The sequence below is a fragment of the Streptomyces sp. NPDC048291 genome (assembly GCF_043201715.1).
Classification (GTDB): domain Bacteria; phylum Actinomycetota; class Actinomycetes; order Streptomycetales; family Streptomycetaceae; genus Streptomyces.
The window spans coordinates 704,615-717,987 of record NZ_JBICZC010000002.1 but is presented as its reverse complement, the minus strand read 5'-3'; the positions used below and the strand labels follow the sequence as shown (position 1 = coordinate 717,987).

Here is a 13,373-nt window from a genome sequence, read left to right as displayed (position 1 = left end):
CGGCCCCCACCGGCGGTCCGCCGAAACTCAACCCAGGCAAACGTTTGTGAAACTTGCCACGCCATCCGTCCGGCGCGTCGTGAAACCCCTCCTTCGGCCCACCCGTAGGGTATTGGCGGCACCCGGATTGGCGTTCCCGCCGCAGGTGGGGGCAGGATGCGTCCCGGCCCAACATGCGGCTCCGCCGCGTGGCACGCCTCAATGGCAAGAAGAACACGGGAGTAACAACATGAACCGCAGTGAGCTGGTGGCCGCGCTGGCCGACCGTGCCGAGGTGACTCGCAAGGACGCCGACGCCGTGCTGGCCGCTTTCGCCGATGTCGTCGGCGACATCGTCTCCAAGGGCGACGAGAAGGTCACCATCCCCGGCTTCCTGACCTTCGAGCGCACCCACCGTGCCGCTCGCACCGCGCGCAACCCGCAGACCGGCGAGCCGATCAACATCCCGGCCGGCTTCAGCGTGAAGGTCTCCGCGGGCTCGAAGCTCAAGGAATCCGCCAAGGGCAAGTGAGCCGAGGCGCTCCGCTTGAGCGCCGTGGGTGACTGCGGGCCCGCTGTTGCTGGTCGCGCAGTTCCCCCCGCCCCTAAGGGGCGCGTCTGAGCCGAACATGACGATGGGGCGGCCCCTCCACCAGGGGCCGCCCCATCGTCGTACGAGAAGGGTTATCCGAGCGCCTTGCCCGGCAGCTCCACCTTCGCGCCGAGCTCCACGAGCTTCTCCATGAAGTTCTCGTAGCCGCGGTTGATGAGGTCGATGCCGTGGACGCGGGAGGTGCCCTGGGCGGCGAGAGCGGCGATGAGGTAGGAGAAGCCGCCGCGGAGGTCGGGGATGACCAGGTCGGCGCCCTGGAGCTTGGTGGGGCCGGAGACGACCGCCGAGTGCAGGAAGTTGCGCTGGCCGAAGCGGCAGGCCGAGCCGCCCAGGCACTCGCGGTAGAGCTGGATGTGAGCACCCATCTGGTTCAGCGCGGAGGTGAAGCCGAGGCGGGACTCGTAGACCGTCTCGTGGACGATCGACAGGCCGGTGGCCTGGGTCAGGGCGACGACGAGCGGCTGCTGCCAGTCGGTCTGGAAGCCCGGATGCACGTCCGTCTCCAGCGCGATGGACTTCAGCTGGCCGCCGGGGTGCCAGAAGCGGATGCCCTCGTCGTCGATCTCGAAGGCACCGCCCACCTTCCGGTAGGTGTTCAGGAACGTCATCATCGAGCGCTGCTGGGCGCCCCTGACGTAGATGTTGCCCTCGGTCGCCAGCGCCGCCGACGCCCAGGACGCGGCCTCCAGCCGGTCCGGGAGGGCACCGTGGTTGTAGCCGCCCAGCTCGTCCACACCGGTGATGCGGATCGTGCGGTCGGTGTCCATCGCGATGATCGCGCCCATCTTCTGCAGCACGCAGATGAGGTCCTCGATCTCCGGCTCGACGGCCGCGTTGGACAACTCCGTGACGCCCTCGGCGAGTACGGCCGTCAGCAGCACCTGCTCGGTCGCGCCGACGGACGGGTACGGCAGCCGGATCTTCGTACCGCGCAGGCGGGTCGGCGCCTCCAGGTACTGTCCGTCGGCCCGCTTCTCGATGGTCGCGCCGAACTGCCGCAGCACGTCGAAGTGGAAGTCGATCGGCCGGCCGCCGATGTCGCAGCCGCCGAGGCCCGGGATGAAGGCGTGGCCCAGGCGGTGCAGCAGCGGGCCGCAGAACAGGATCGGGATCCGGCTGGAACCCGCGTGGGCATCGATGTCAGCGACGTTCGCGCTCTCCACGTACGTCGGATCGAGCACCAGCTCACCGGGCTCCTCACCCGGCCGTACCGTCACCCCGTGCAGCTGCAGCAGACCGCGTACGACCCGCACGTCACGGATGTCCGGAACGTTGCGCAGCCGACTGGGTGCACTGCCCAGCAGGGCGGCGACCATGGCCTTGGGTACGAGGTTCTTCGCACCGCGGACACGGATCTCGCCCTCCAGCGGGGTGCCGCCGTGGACAAGCAGGACATCGTCGTTGACGGTCATGAATCTCGCGTTCCATGGAGTTGGGCAGGGCCGGACAGACAGAGTAATCGCCCAGCGGCCCCCTCCCGTAAGCCCACGGACCACCCAGCTACGTCATAGCTGTGTCACAACACGAACGGTGCCTAATCGGACACATGGGGTCACCGGCCGCGTCCGTGCGCCGGGGACGCTTCCTTCCGCCCTGAGCTGCATTCACCCGCGGACCCGGATTGGCTCCCCACGCGACGGGAAGATGCGGGATCATGTCTGCCATGACCGAGGTGTCCTCGCTCACAGGGCGGCTGCTCGTGGCCACGCCCGCCCTGGCGGACCCGAACTTCGACCGTGCGGTGGTGCTCCTTCTCGACCACGACGAGGAGGGCTCCCTCGGTGTCGTCCTCAACCGCCCCACCCCGGTGGACGTCGGCGACATCCTGGAGGGCTGGGCCTCCCTCGCGGGCGAGCCGGGGGTCGTCTTCCAGGGCGGCCCGGTCTCCCTGGACTCCGCGCTCGGCGTCGCGGTCATCCCCGGCGGAGCCAACGGCGACCGCGCCCCGCTCGGCTGGCGCCGGGTGCACGGCGCGATCGGCCTGGTCGACCTGGAGGCCCCGCCGGAACTGCTCGCCTCGGCCCTCGGCTCGCTGCGGATCTTCGCCGGTTACGCCGGCTGGGGCCCCGGCCAGCTGGAGGACGAACTGGTCGAGGGCGCCTGGTACGTCGTCGAGTCCGAACCCGGCGACGTCTCCTCGCCGTCCCCGGAAAGACTCTGGCGCGAGGTCCTGCGCCGCCAGCGCAACGAACTCGCGATGGTCGCCACCTACCCGGACGATCCCTCGCTCAACTGACGCCGGGCCTTCTCGCAACCGTTGTCCGGGCGCTTCAGTACCCTTGGCATTTATGAGCACTCTTGAGCCCGAGCGCGGGACTGGTACGGGGACCCTCGTAGAACCGACACCGCAGGTGTCCCACGGCGACGGCGATCACGAGCGCTTCGCCCATTACGTCCAGAAGGACAAGATCATGGCGAGCGCGCTCGACGGCACCCCCGTCGTGGCGCTGTGCGGCAAGGTGTGGGTGCCCGGCCGCGACCCGAAGAAGTACCCCGTGTGCCCCATGTGCAAGGAGATCTACGAGTCCATGGGCAGCGGCGGCGACGGCGAGGGCCAGGACAAGTAACCCGCAGGATCCACAGCTCGGCTCTCCGGGGCCCCGGGCGCGCTTTGGCGTGCTCCGGGGCCTTTGTCGTGCCCGCGCGTTGCACGGAGTGCGTCGTGCGGTCACAGAGTGGTTGAGACCTCTTGTCGGCGTGTTCATGTTGTCCCTAGCCTCCGTGGTGTTGTGCAGAGCGAAATAGCCGTTGCACATACTGCAACGCTCCCGTGCTTGAGCGCGCTCCCGGAGGGTCACTCCATGAAGCTCCCCGTCCCCGCACTCCTCGTCGGCGCCCTGTTCCTCGCCGCCGCGTGCGCCCCGCAGACCTCTTCCAACTCCGCCTCCGACAAGGACGACAAGAGCGGCACCCTGCGGGTGTGGCTCTTCCAGGAGGTCGGCAACGACCCGAAGCAGAAGGTCGTCGACTCGGTCGTCGCCGCCTTCGAGAAGGCGCACACCGGCACCGAGGTCGACGTGGAGTACATTCCGGTCGACACCCGCGCCCAGCGCGTCAAGGCCGCCTTCAACGACCCGGCCTCGGCCCCCGACGTCATGGAGTACGGCAACACCGACACCGCCGGCTACGTCCACGACGGCGGACTCCTCGACGTCACGAAGGACTTCGGCGCCTGGAGCGAGGCGAAGGACACCGACCCGACGGCCCGGCAGTCGGTGACGGTCGGCGGCAAGGTCTACGGCGCCCCCTTCTACGTCGGCGTCCGCGCCCTCTACTACCGCACCGACGTCTTCAGGGAACTCGGCCTGAAACCGCCGGCCACCCTCGCCGAGCTGGCCGCCACCGCCCGCAAGATCCGGGCCGCGAAGCCCGGCCTGTACGGCCTGGTGGTCGGCGGCGCCTACACCTACGGCGCGATGCCCTTCATCTGGGCCGAGGGCGGCGAACTGGCCACGGGCAAGGGCGGCTCGTACACCTCGGCGATCGACAGTGCGGCCGCGCAGAAGGGCATCAAGGAGTACACGTCCCTCTTCGGCGACGACAACTGTCCGGCCGCCAAGTGCGCGGGCTTCGGCGGCAACGACACGGTCACCGCGTTCGCCGCGGGCAAGGCGGGCATGGCGATCGGGGGCGACTTCAGCCATGCCGCCGTGGAGGCGGGGAGCGTCAAGGGCAAGTACGCGGTGGTGCCGCTGCCGGGGGTCACGGCCGGCTCGGTCGCGCCGGCCTTCGCGGGCGGCAACAACATCGGGGTGCTGAAGAGCACCACGCACCGCACGCTCGCCGTCCGGCTGATGGAGGAGCTGACCTCGAAGAAGACGCAGGCGGCGATGTTCGACGCGATGGGTTTTCTGCCGACGTTCAAGGACGTCCGTGACCAGGCGGCCGCGAAGGAGCCGTTCGTGAAGCCGTTCGTGGCGACCCTGGCCGCCGGGACGAAGTTCGTGCCCGCCTCGGCGGGGTGGTCGCAGATCGACTCGTCGCTGGTGCTGCCGACGATGTTCCAGGAGGTCGTCAGCGGCAAGAAGAGCGTGGGGGCTGCTTCGCAGGAGGCGGCGAAGAAGATGGATGCGGCGTTCGGCTCCGCCGGATGACGCCGACGGTGGGGGTGGCCGGGGAGCGTGGGCGGGTGCGGGCGCGTGGAGGTTCGCCGCGCAGTTCCCCGCGCCCCTTGGCAAGTTGGACTGTGCCTTGGCTGTATCTCGCGCCCGCTTTGGTCGTCCTCGGTGGGCTGCTGTTCTACCCCATTTACCAGCTCGGGCTGATCTCCGTCTTCCGGTACACCCAGGCTCAGGTCAGTGGTGGGGAGCCGACCGCCTTCGTCGGGTTCGGGAACTATGCGGACGTCTTCCGGGACGACCAGTTCTGGTCGGTGCTGCTCGCCACCGTCGGGTTCGCCGCCGCCTGTGTCGTGTCGACGCTCGCCGTCGGGTGTGCGCTCGCCGTGCTGCTGACGCGGGTGCGGGCGGTGCCGCGGCTGGCGCTGATGCTGGCGGCGCTGGGGGCGTGGGCGACCCCGGCCGTCACCGGGTCCACGGTGTGGCTGTTCCTGTTCGACCCGGACTTCGGGCCGGTCGACCGGGTGCTCGGGCTCGGTGACCACTCCTGGACGTACGGGCGTTACTCCGCCTTCTTCCTGGTCCTGCTCGAAGTGGTGTGGTGCTCCTTCCCGTTCGTCATGGTCACCGTGTACGCCGGGATCCGCGCCGTACCGTCCGAGGTGCTGGAGGCCGCCGCGCTGGACGGGGCCTCGCAGTGGCGGATCTGGCGGTCGGTGCTGGCGCCGATGCTCCGGCCGATCCTCATGGTCGTCACCATCCAGTCGGTGATCTGGGACTTCAAGATCTTCACGCAGATCTACGTGATGACCGGCGGGGGCGGCATCGCCGGGCAGAACCTGGTGCTCAACGTGTACGCCTACCAACAGGCCTTCGCCTCCTCGCAGTACGGGCTGGGCGCGGCCATCGGTGTCGTCACGCTGCTGGTGCTGCTCGCCGTCACCCTGGTCTACCTGCGGCTGCTCCGCCGGCAGGGGGAGGAGCTGTGACCGTCGTGAATCTTGTGCGCGGGTTCGTCCGGCGGCCGGGGCGGCTGGCCGCAGAGGGGACGGCGCTGGCGATCGCCGTACTCGTCGCCTTCCCGCTGTACTGGATGGTGCTGGGCGCCTTCAAACCGGCCGGGGAGATCGAGTCGGACCGGCCCCGGCCGTGGACCCTCTCGCCCTCTCTGGACTCCTTCCGGCGGGTCTTCGGGCAGCAGGAATTCGGCCGCTACTTCGTCAACAGCCTGGTCGTCGCGGGCAGTGTGGTCGTCGTCTCGGCGCTGGTCGCCTTTCTCGCGGCGACCGCCGTGACCCGATTCCGGTTCCGCTTCCGGACCACCTTGCTGATCATGTTCCTGGTGGCCCAGATGGTGCCCGTGGAGGCCCTCACCATCCCCCTCTTCTTCCAGATGCGGGACCTCGGTCTGCTGAACACGCTGGGCTCCCTGGTCCTGCCCCACATCGCCTTCTCGCTGCCCTTCGCGATCTGGATGCTGCGGGGGTTCGTGAAAGGCGTGCCGGAGGCGCTGGAGGAGGCCGCGTACATCGACGGGGCGAGCCGGTCGCGCTTTCTCTGGCAGATCCTTTTCCCGCTCGTCCTGCCGGGCCTGGTGGCCACGAGCGTGTTTTCCTTCATCTCCGCCTGGAACGACTTCCTGTTCGCCAAGTCGTTCATCATCAGCGACACCTCGCAGTCCACGCTGCCGATGGCGCTCCTGGTGTTCTTCAGGCCGGACGACCCCGACTGGGGCGGGGTGATGGCGGCCTCCACGGTGATGACGATTCCGGTGCTGGTGTTCTTCGTACTCGTACAGCGACGCCTGGTCTCGGGACTGGGCGGAGCGGTCAAGGACTGAGGTGATTTCGTTGATGGATCTGATTCCCGCGCCGCGCAGTGTCGTCGCCGGTTCCGGCGAGGTGCGGCTGACGGCGCACTCACGGCTCTATGCCGGTCCGGGGGCGGAGGGCGTCGGCCGCCGGCTGCGCACCGACCTCTGGGCGGCCACCGGCCTGCCGCTGCGCGAGGGGCGGGAACTCGACGACATCGAGGGCGACGGCATCGGGCTGGTGCTCGACCCGCGCCTCGGCCCCGAGGAGTACCGCCTCGTCAGCGGCCCGGACGGGGTTCTGGTCGAGGGCGGCAGCGCGGCCGGTGTCTTCTGGGGCGCGCAGACGCTGCGCCAGCTCCTGGGCCCCGCCGCGTTTCGCAGGGCCGTCCTGGAACCCGACCGCACCTGGACCGTGCCGCATCTCACGATCGAGGACTCCCCCCGATTCCCCTGGCGCGGCTTCATGCTCGACGTCGCCCGGCACTTCACGCCCAAGGAAGGCGTCCTGCGCCACCTCGATCTCATGGCGGCGCACAAACTCAACGTCTTCCACTTCCATCTGACGGACGACCAGGGCTGGCGGCTCCAGATCGAGCGCTACCCCCGGCTCACCGAGGTCGGCTCCTGGCGGGCCCGCACGAAATTCGGCCACCGGGCCTCACCGCTGTGGGAGGAGAAGCCGCACGGTGGCTTCTACACCCAGGACGACATCCGGGAGATCGTCGCCTACGCGGCCGAGCGGCATATCACGGTCGTCCCCGAAATCGACGTGCCGGGACACTCGCAGGCCGCCGTCGCCGCGTATCCGGAACTCGGCAACACCGACGTCGTCGACACCACCGCCCTCTCCGTCTGGGACTCCTGGGGGATCTCTCCGAACGTACTCGCCCCCACCGACAACACCCTGCGCTTCTACGAGGGGGTGTTCGAGGAAGTGCTGGAGCTGTTCCCCTCGGAGTTCATTCACGTCGGCGGCGACGAATGCCCGAAGGACCAGTGGCAGGCGTCCGAGGCCGCCAAGGCGCGCATCGCGGAACTCGGGCTGGCCGACGAGGACGAGTTGCAGTCGTGGTTCATCGGCCACTTCGCGAAGTGGCTTTCCGCGCGCGGGCGTCGGCTCATCGGGTGGGACGAGATCCTGGAGGGCGGCATCGCGGAGGGCGCGGCCGTCTCGTCGTGGCGCGGCTACGGCGGCGGGATCGCGGCCGCGCGGGCCGGTCACGACGTCGTCATGTGCCCCGAGCAGTACGTGTACCTGGACCACCGGCAGGCCGGCGGCGCCGACGAACCGGTGCCGATCGGATACGTCCGCACCCTGGAGGACGTGTACCGGTTCGAGCCCGTTCCACCGGGGCTGGACGAATCCCAGGCGCGGCGCGTCCTGGGCACCCAGGCCAACGTCTGGACCGAGGTGATGGAGGACCACGCGCGCGTGGACTACCAGGCCTACCCCCGGCTCGCCGCCCTCGCCGAGGTCGCCTGGAGCGCCCTCCCGGCCCCGGCGGAACGGGACTTCGCCGGCTTCGAGCACCGGATGGCCGCGCACTACCTGCGGCTCGACGCCCTGGGCGTCGCCTACCGCCGGCCGGCCGGCCCCCTGCCCTGGCAGCAGCGCCCCGGAGTCCTCGGCCGCCCCCTCGACGGCCCGCCCCCGAACCGCTGACCCCGCCACCCCCTGTCCCCGCCGCCCCTTCCCTGCCCGCTGCCCCGCCCCCTGTCCCCGCTCCGAACGCGTAATGGAAAAAGACCCCAAGGATCACCGAAGAGTGTCAATCGGTGCGCACCGGCGATGGTGGAAGAAAACGGACCAAGTCGCCGATGAGGTGGGCGAATGCCTCCTAGCGGACCCGTGCGTTCGAGGCTTGCGAAGATGTGCCAGAGTTGCCACGTCCGCCCTGTGAGCACGTACCGTACGGCCACACAGGTGGGACCAGGTGGGGCAGCGGGAAGGGGCAGCCGGTTTTGACCACGCACGCACCGCAGGCGGGGCAGTCCGTCACGCTGCCCACGACGCTGAACGAGGCCGTGGCGGCCCTCACCGAGATGCCGGCCGCGGTCCCGGTCGCGGGCGGCACCGACCTGATGGCCGCCGTCAACTCCGGACAGCTCAGGCCCGCCGCCCTGGTCGGCCTCGGCCGGATCAGCGAGATCCGCGGCTGGCAGTACCAGGACGGCAACGCACTGCTCGGCGCCGGCCTCACGCACGCGCGCATGGGCCGCCCCGACTTCGCGGCGCTGATCCCGGCGCTCGCCGCCGCCGCGCGGTCCGCCGGTCCGCCGCACATCCGCAACGCAGGCACCCTGGGCGGCAACATCGCCACGGCCGCGCCCACCGGCGACGCGCTGCCGGTGCTCGCCGCCCTGGAGGCGACGCTGATCATCGCGGGGCCGGGCGGATCCCGCCGGGAGATCCCGGTCTCGCACCTGCTGGCCGGCGTGGAGATGCTCCGCGGGGGCGAGCTGATCGGCTTCGTGCGGGTACCGCTGCTGCATGCCCCGCAGGTCTTCCTGAAGGCGACGGGACGCACCGGACCGGGCCGCTCGGTGGCCTCCGTGGCGCTCGTCCTCGACCCCGCGCGGCGCGGGGTGAGATGCGCCGTCGGGGCCATAGCGCCGATGCCGCTCAGGCCCCTGGACGCCGAGCAGTGGGTGGCCCGGCTGATCGACTGGGACAACGACCGCGCGCTCGTCCCGGAGGCGCTGGCCGCCTTCGGCGAGTACGTCGCGGCCGCCTGCATCCCGGACCCGGCCCCCGAGCCCGACGGCTCGGTGCCGGCGCTTCCGCCCGCCGTACTGCACCTGCGGCGCACCGTCGCCGCGCTGGCCCGACGAGCACTGGGGAGGGCGCTGTCATGACCGACGACCAGCACGGAGAGGGCGCGCCCGCGAGCGGTGGCGGCCGCTGGGACCCGCTGCCCCAGGGCGACTACGACGACGGTGCGACCGCGTTCGTGAAGCTCCCCGAGGGCGGCATCGAGGCCCTGCTGTCCGCCGACAGCCCCCTGGCCGCGCCCGGGCACGGCTATGTGCCGCCGCAGATAGCGGTCGCTCCCGGCACCGACGCCTGGGGCGCGCCGGCCGACGGCACCCGGTGGCCCGACCCGAACACGGTCCCGCGGGAGCAGCCCGCCGACGACCGGTTCACGTACAACCCGGCCTCGACGCAGCAGTGGACGTACGAGGAGCCGCCGCCCGCGCCCGGCCACGACGTGACCGGGCAGTGGTCGATCCCCGTCGTGAGCGGCGACGCCCCGGACGAATCGGGCGAGTTCACCACATCCGCGCTCATGGAGCAGTGGGGCGGCACGCCGCCGGCGACCCTGCCGGGTGGAGCCTCCGCGCCGTGGGTCACGGAGGCCCAGGGCTGGGAACACCCCGCGGAGGCCCCTGGATCGCCCACTGAGCCCCCCGCGGGCCATGGGGGCACTCCGCACCCCGGAGTCGCCTCCCGGGTCGCCGGTGGGCCACCTGTGGCCAGCGCGCCGACGGGTGGCGCAGGGGGTGAACGGGGTGAAGCGGCGGATATCGGCGAACCGTACGCGGTCGGCCGGCCGCCCGGCACCGGCGAGCCGCACGCGCCCGACGCCGGCGAGGCCGACGCGCCCCACGACGCCCCCGGCCCGCACCCCGCCCACGACCCGCGGGCCGCCGACGGCGAGTCCGCCCCGGAAGGGGCACCCGAGGCCGACGACGAAAACGGCTCGGGCGGTGCGGCGGGGGACCAACACGCCGAAGGCGAGGCCGAGGCGGTCGACGACCACCCCCTCGCCTCCTACGTCCTGCGCGTCAACGGCGCCGACCGCCCCGTCACCGACGCCTGGATCGGCGAGTCGCTCCTGTACGTCCTCCGCGAACGCCTCGGCCTCGCAGGCGCCAAGGACGGCTGCTCGCAGGGCGAGTGCGGCGCCTGCAACGTCCAGGTCGACGGTCGCCTGGTCGCCTCCTGCCTGGTCCCCGCGGTCACCGCCGCCGGCAGCGAGGTCCGCACGGTCGAGGGCCTGGCCCAGGACGGCCGCCCCTCCGACGTGCAACGCGCCCTGGCCCGCTGCGGAGCCGTCCAGTGCGGCTTCTGCATCCCCGGCATGGCGATGACCGTCCACGACCTGCTGGAGGGCAACCCGGCCCCCACCGAGCTGGAGACCCGCCAGGCCCTGTGCGGCAACCTCTGCCGCTGCTCCGGCTACCGGGGCGTCCTGGACGCCGTCGGCGAGGTCGTCGCCGAACGCGAGGCACATGCCGCCGCCGACGCTGAGACGGACGGCGACGAGGCCCGTATTCCGCATCAGGCGGGACCGGGCGCCGGCGGCGTCAACGCGTCGGCGTTCGAGTCCCCGCGCACCTTCGGGGCCGGAATCCAGATCCCGCACGAGCAGGCGTACGACCAGTCGTACGGTGGCAACCAGTCGTTCGGCGGCAACCAGACCTTCGGCGGCGACCAGTCGTTCGGCGGGAACCAGACCTTCGGCGGCAACCAGTCGTTCGAGGACCAGAGCCAGAGTCACAGCTACGACGACCAGCCCTACGGCCCGGACGGAGGCCAGGCGTGACCAACGAGACCGTCACTGCGACCACCGCCGCGGAGACTCCCGTCCCCGCCGCCGAACCGCTGCCGCACGGCCTCGGCGTGTCGCTGCCGACCGCCGACGCCGGCGCGAAGACCGAGGGCACCTTCCCGTACGCGGCCGACCTGTGGGCCGAGGGCCTGCTGTGGGCGGCCGTGCTGCGCTCCCCGCACCCGCACGCGCGCATCGTGTCGATCGACACCAGCCACGCGCGCGAGATGCCCGGCGTACGGGCCGTGATCACCCACGAGGACGTCCCCGGCACCCCGCGCCACGGCCGCGGCACCCCCGACCGCCCGGTCTTCGCCTCCGAGGTCGTACGCCACCACGGCGAGCCCATCGCGGCCGTCGCCGCCGACCACCCGGACACGGCCCGCATGGCCGCCGCCGCCGTCATCGTCGAGTACGAGGTGCTCGACCCGGTCATCGACCCCGAGCAGTCCTTCGAGGCCGAGCCGCTGCACCCCGACGGCAACCTGATCCGGCACATCCCGCTCCAGCACGGCGACCCGGACGCGACCGGCGAGATCGTCGTCGAGGGCCAGTACCGCATCGGCCGCGCCGACCCCGCCCCCATCGGCGCCGAGGCCGGACTCGCCGTGCCCCGCCCCGACGGCGGCGTCGAGCTGTACCTGGCCTCCACCGACCCGCACACCGACCGCAACACGGCCGCCGCCTGCTACGGCCTGTCGCTCGAACAGGTGAAGATCGTCGTCACCGGCGTGCCGGGCGCGACCGCCGACCGCGAGGACCAGGGCTTCCAGCTCCCCCTCGGCCTGCTCGCCCTGAAGACCGGCTGCCCGGTCAAACTCACGGCGACCCGCGAGGAGTCCTTCCTCGGCCACGCCCACCGCCACCCCACCCTGCTCCGCTACCGGCACCACGCCGACGCCGAGGGCAAGCTGGTCAAGGTCGAGGCCCAGGTCCTGCTCGACGCGGGCGCCTACGCCGACACCTCCGCCGAGTCCCTCGCCGCCGCCGTCTCCTTCGCCTGCGGCCCCTACGTCGTCCCGAACGCCTTCATCGAGGGCTGGGCCGTCCGCACCAACAACCCGCCCTCCGGCCACGTCCGCGGCGAGGGCGCCATGCAGGTGTGCGCCGCCTACGAGGCGCAGATGGACAAGCTCGCCAAGAAGCTCGGCCTCGACCCGGCCGAGATCCGGCTGCGCAACGCCCTCGCCACCGGCGACCTCCTGCCCATCGGCCAGACGGTGACCTGCCCGGCCCCCGTCGCCGAACTCCTCCAGGCGGTACGGGACTTCCCGCTCCCGCAGCTGCCCAAGGACACCCCCGAGGACGAGTGGCTGCTGCCCGGCGGCCCCGAGGGCGCGGGCGAACCGGGCGCGGTGCGCCGGGGCGTCGGCTACGGCCTCGGCATGGTGCACATGCTCGGCGCGGAGGGCGCCGACGAGGTCTCGACCGCCACGGTCAAGGTCCACGACGGCATCGCGACCGTGCTCTGCGCGGCCGTGGAGACCGGCCAGGGCTTCACCACGCTGGCCCGCCAGATCGTCCAGGAGACCCTCGGCGTCGACGAGGTCCACGTGGCCCCCGTCGACACCGACCAGCCACCGGCCGGCCCCGGCTGCCGCGGCCGCCACACCTGGGTCTCCGGCGGCGCCGTCGAACGCGCCGCCAAGATGGTCCGCACCCAGCTCCTCCAGCCCCTGGCGCACAAGTTCGGCATGTCCACCGAGCTGCTCCAGATCACCGACGGCAAGATCACGTCGTACGACGGCGTCCTGTCGACCACCGTCACCGAGGCGCTGGACGGCAAGGAGCTGTGGGCCACCGCCCAGTGCCGCCCGCACCCCACCGAGCCGCTGAACGGCGACGGCCAGGGCGACGCCTTCGTCGGCCTCGCCTTCTGCGCGATCCGCGCGGTCGTCGACGTCGACATCGAACTCGGGTCGGTGCGGGTCGTGGAGCTGGCCGTCGCCCAGGACGTCGGCCGGATCCTCAACCCGGCGCAGCTCAACGCCCGGATCGAGGCCGGGGTCACGCAGGGCGTCGGCATCGCCCTGACCGAGAACCTGCGCACCCCTCGCGGCCTGATCCGCCACCCCGACCTCACCGGCTACGCCCTGCCGACCGCCCTCGACGCGCCGGACATCCGGATCGTCAAGCTGGTCGAGGAGCGGGACGTGGTCGCCCCCTTCGGCGCCAAGTCGGTCAGCGCGGTGCCGGTCGTGACGTCCCCCGCGGCCATCGCCTCCGCCGTCCGCGCGGCGACCGGCCGCCCGGTCAACCGCCTCCCGATCCGCCCGCAGGCGGCGGTGGTGACGGGCCAGTGACCCGGCCCGGGACCGGCCGCCGGACCTGAGGCCGAGCCGCCGGCCCCGACGTCG

11 protein-coding genes are annotated in these 13,373 nt (G+C 71.7%); 10 read left to right on the top strand and 1 reads right to left on the bottom strand.

Going from position 1 to position 13,373, the window contains the following annotated elements; translation table 11 throughout:
* Positions 1–229 precede the first annotated feature (229 nt).
* On the top strand, positions 230–511 hold the full coding sequence (locus ACGF5O_RS07550; RefSeq protein WP_189268239.1) for an HU family DNA-binding protein: 282 nt from the start codon (positions 230–232) through the stop codon (positions 509–511).
* A 152-nt stretch (positions 512–663) separates the two neighbouring features.
* On the opposite strand, the gene murA is transcribed toward ACGF5O_RS07550, so the two are convergent.
* Entirely contained in the window at positions 664–2,004 is a 1,341-nt protein-coding gene (murA, locus tag ACGF5O_RS07545; RefSeq protein ID WP_393808938.1) for a UDP-N-acetylglucosamine 1-carboxyvinyltransferase, read from the bottom strand.
* Positions 2,005–2,255: 251 nt separating this feature from the next.
* Between murA and ACGF5O_RS07540 the strand changes: the two genes are divergently transcribed.
* The 9 genes from ACGF5O_RS07540 to ACGF5O_RS07500 all read left to right on the top strand — a co-directional run bounded on the left by ACGF5O_RS07540 (position 2,256) and on the right by ACGF5O_RS07500 (position 13,319).
* The gene (locus ACGF5O_RS07540) at positions 2,256–2,828 is read left to right on the top strand and encodes a YqgE/AlgH family protein (RefSeq protein ID WP_217545775.1); all 573 of its coding nucleotides are present in this window, start codon (positions 2,256–2,258) and stop codon (positions 2,826–2,828) included.
* Between the two features lie 52 nt (positions 2,829–2,880).
* On the top strand, positions 2,881–3,159 hold the full coding sequence (locus tag ACGF5O_RS07535) for a DUF3039 domain-containing protein (RefSeq protein WP_362586261.1): 279 nt from the start codon (positions 2,881–2,883) through the stop codon (positions 3,157–3,159).
* 234 nt (positions 3,160–3,393) lie between these two features.
* Complete coding sequence (locus tag ACGF5O_RS07530; protein ID WP_393808937.1) at positions 3,394–4,686, top strand: extracellular solute-binding protein; 1,293 nt, start codon at positions 3,394–3,396, stop codon at positions 4,684–4,686.
* Positions 4,683–5,639, top strand: a complete 957-nt coding sequence (locus ACGF5O_RS07525; RefSeq protein WP_393808936.1) for a carbohydrate ABC transporter permease — start codon at positions 4,683–4,685, stop codon at positions 5,637–5,639. The genes ACGF5O_RS07530 and ACGF5O_RS07525 overlap by 4 nt, the downstream gene beginning before the upstream one ends.
* A gap of 5 nt (positions 5,640–5,644) precedes the next feature.
* On the top strand, positions 5,645–6,490 hold the full coding sequence (locus tag ACGF5O_RS07520) for a carbohydrate ABC transporter permease (protein ID WP_393808935.1): 846 nt from the start codon (positions 5,645–5,647) through the stop codon (positions 6,488–6,490).
* A 13-nt stretch (positions 6,491–6,503) separates the two neighbouring features.
* The gene (locus tag ACGF5O_RS07515; RefSeq protein WP_393808934.1) at positions 6,504–8,126 is read left to right on the top strand and encodes a beta-N-acetylhexosaminidase; all 1,623 of its coding nucleotides are present in this window, start codon (positions 6,504–6,506) and stop codon (positions 8,124–8,126) included.
* A gap of 299 nt (positions 8,127–8,425) precedes the next feature.
* On the top strand, positions 8,426–9,319 hold the full coding sequence (locus ACGF5O_RS07510) for an FAD binding domain-containing protein (RefSeq protein ID WP_393808933.1): 894 nt from the start codon (positions 8,426–8,428) through the stop codon (positions 9,317–9,319).
* Complete coding sequence (locus ACGF5O_RS07505) at positions 9,316–11,010, top strand: 2Fe-2S iron-sulfur cluster-binding protein (protein WP_393808932.1); 1,695 nt, start codon at positions 9,316–9,318, stop codon at positions 11,008–11,010. Before ACGF5O_RS07510 ends, ACGF5O_RS07505 begins: the two co-directional genes overlap by 4 nt.
* Positions 11,007–13,319, top strand: coding sequence for a xanthine dehydrogenase family protein molybdopterin-binding subunit (locus tag ACGF5O_RS07500; protein ID WP_393808931.1), 2,313 nt, complete (start codon positions 11,007–11,009; stop codon positions 13,317–13,319). The genes ACGF5O_RS07505 and ACGF5O_RS07500 overlap by 4 nt, the downstream gene beginning before the upstream one ends.
* Positions 13,320–13,373 lie beyond the last annotated feature (54 nt).

Bases quoted from the DNA above. Each gene is read 5' to 3' on its own strand.
- ACGF5O_RS07530 (WP_393808937.1), top strand. From the start codon at position 3,394: ATGAAGCTCCCCGTCCCCGCACTCCTCGTCGGCGCCCTGTTCCTCGCC.
- ACGF5O_RS07525 (WP_393808936.1), top strand. From the start codon at position 4,683: ATGACGCCGACGGTGGGGGTGGCCGGGGAGCGTGGGCGGGTGCGGGCG.
- ACGF5O_RS07540 (WP_217545775.1), top strand. From the start codon at position 2,256: ATGACCGAGGTGTCCTCGCTCACAGGGCGGCTGCTCGTGGCCACGCCC.
- murA (WP_393808938.1), bottom strand. From the start codon at position 2,004: ATGACCGTCAACGACGATGTCCTGCTTGTCCACGGCGGCACCCCGCTG.
- ACGF5O_RS07550 (WP_189268239.1), top strand. From the start codon at position 230: ATGAACCGCAGTGAGCTGGTGGCCGCGCTGGCCGACCGTGCCGAGGTG.
- ACGF5O_RS07535 (WP_362586261.1), top strand. From the start codon at position 2,881: ATGAGCACTCTTGAGCCCGAGCGCGGGACTGGTACGGGGACCCTCGTA.
- ACGF5O_RS07515 (WP_393808934.1), top strand. From the start codon at position 6,504: ATGGATCTGATTCCCGCGCCGCGCAGTGTCGTCGCCGGTTCCGGCGAG.
- ACGF5O_RS07505 (WP_393808932.1), top strand. From the start codon at position 9,316: ATGACCGACGACCAGCACGGAGAGGGCGCGCCCGCGAGCGGTGGCGGC.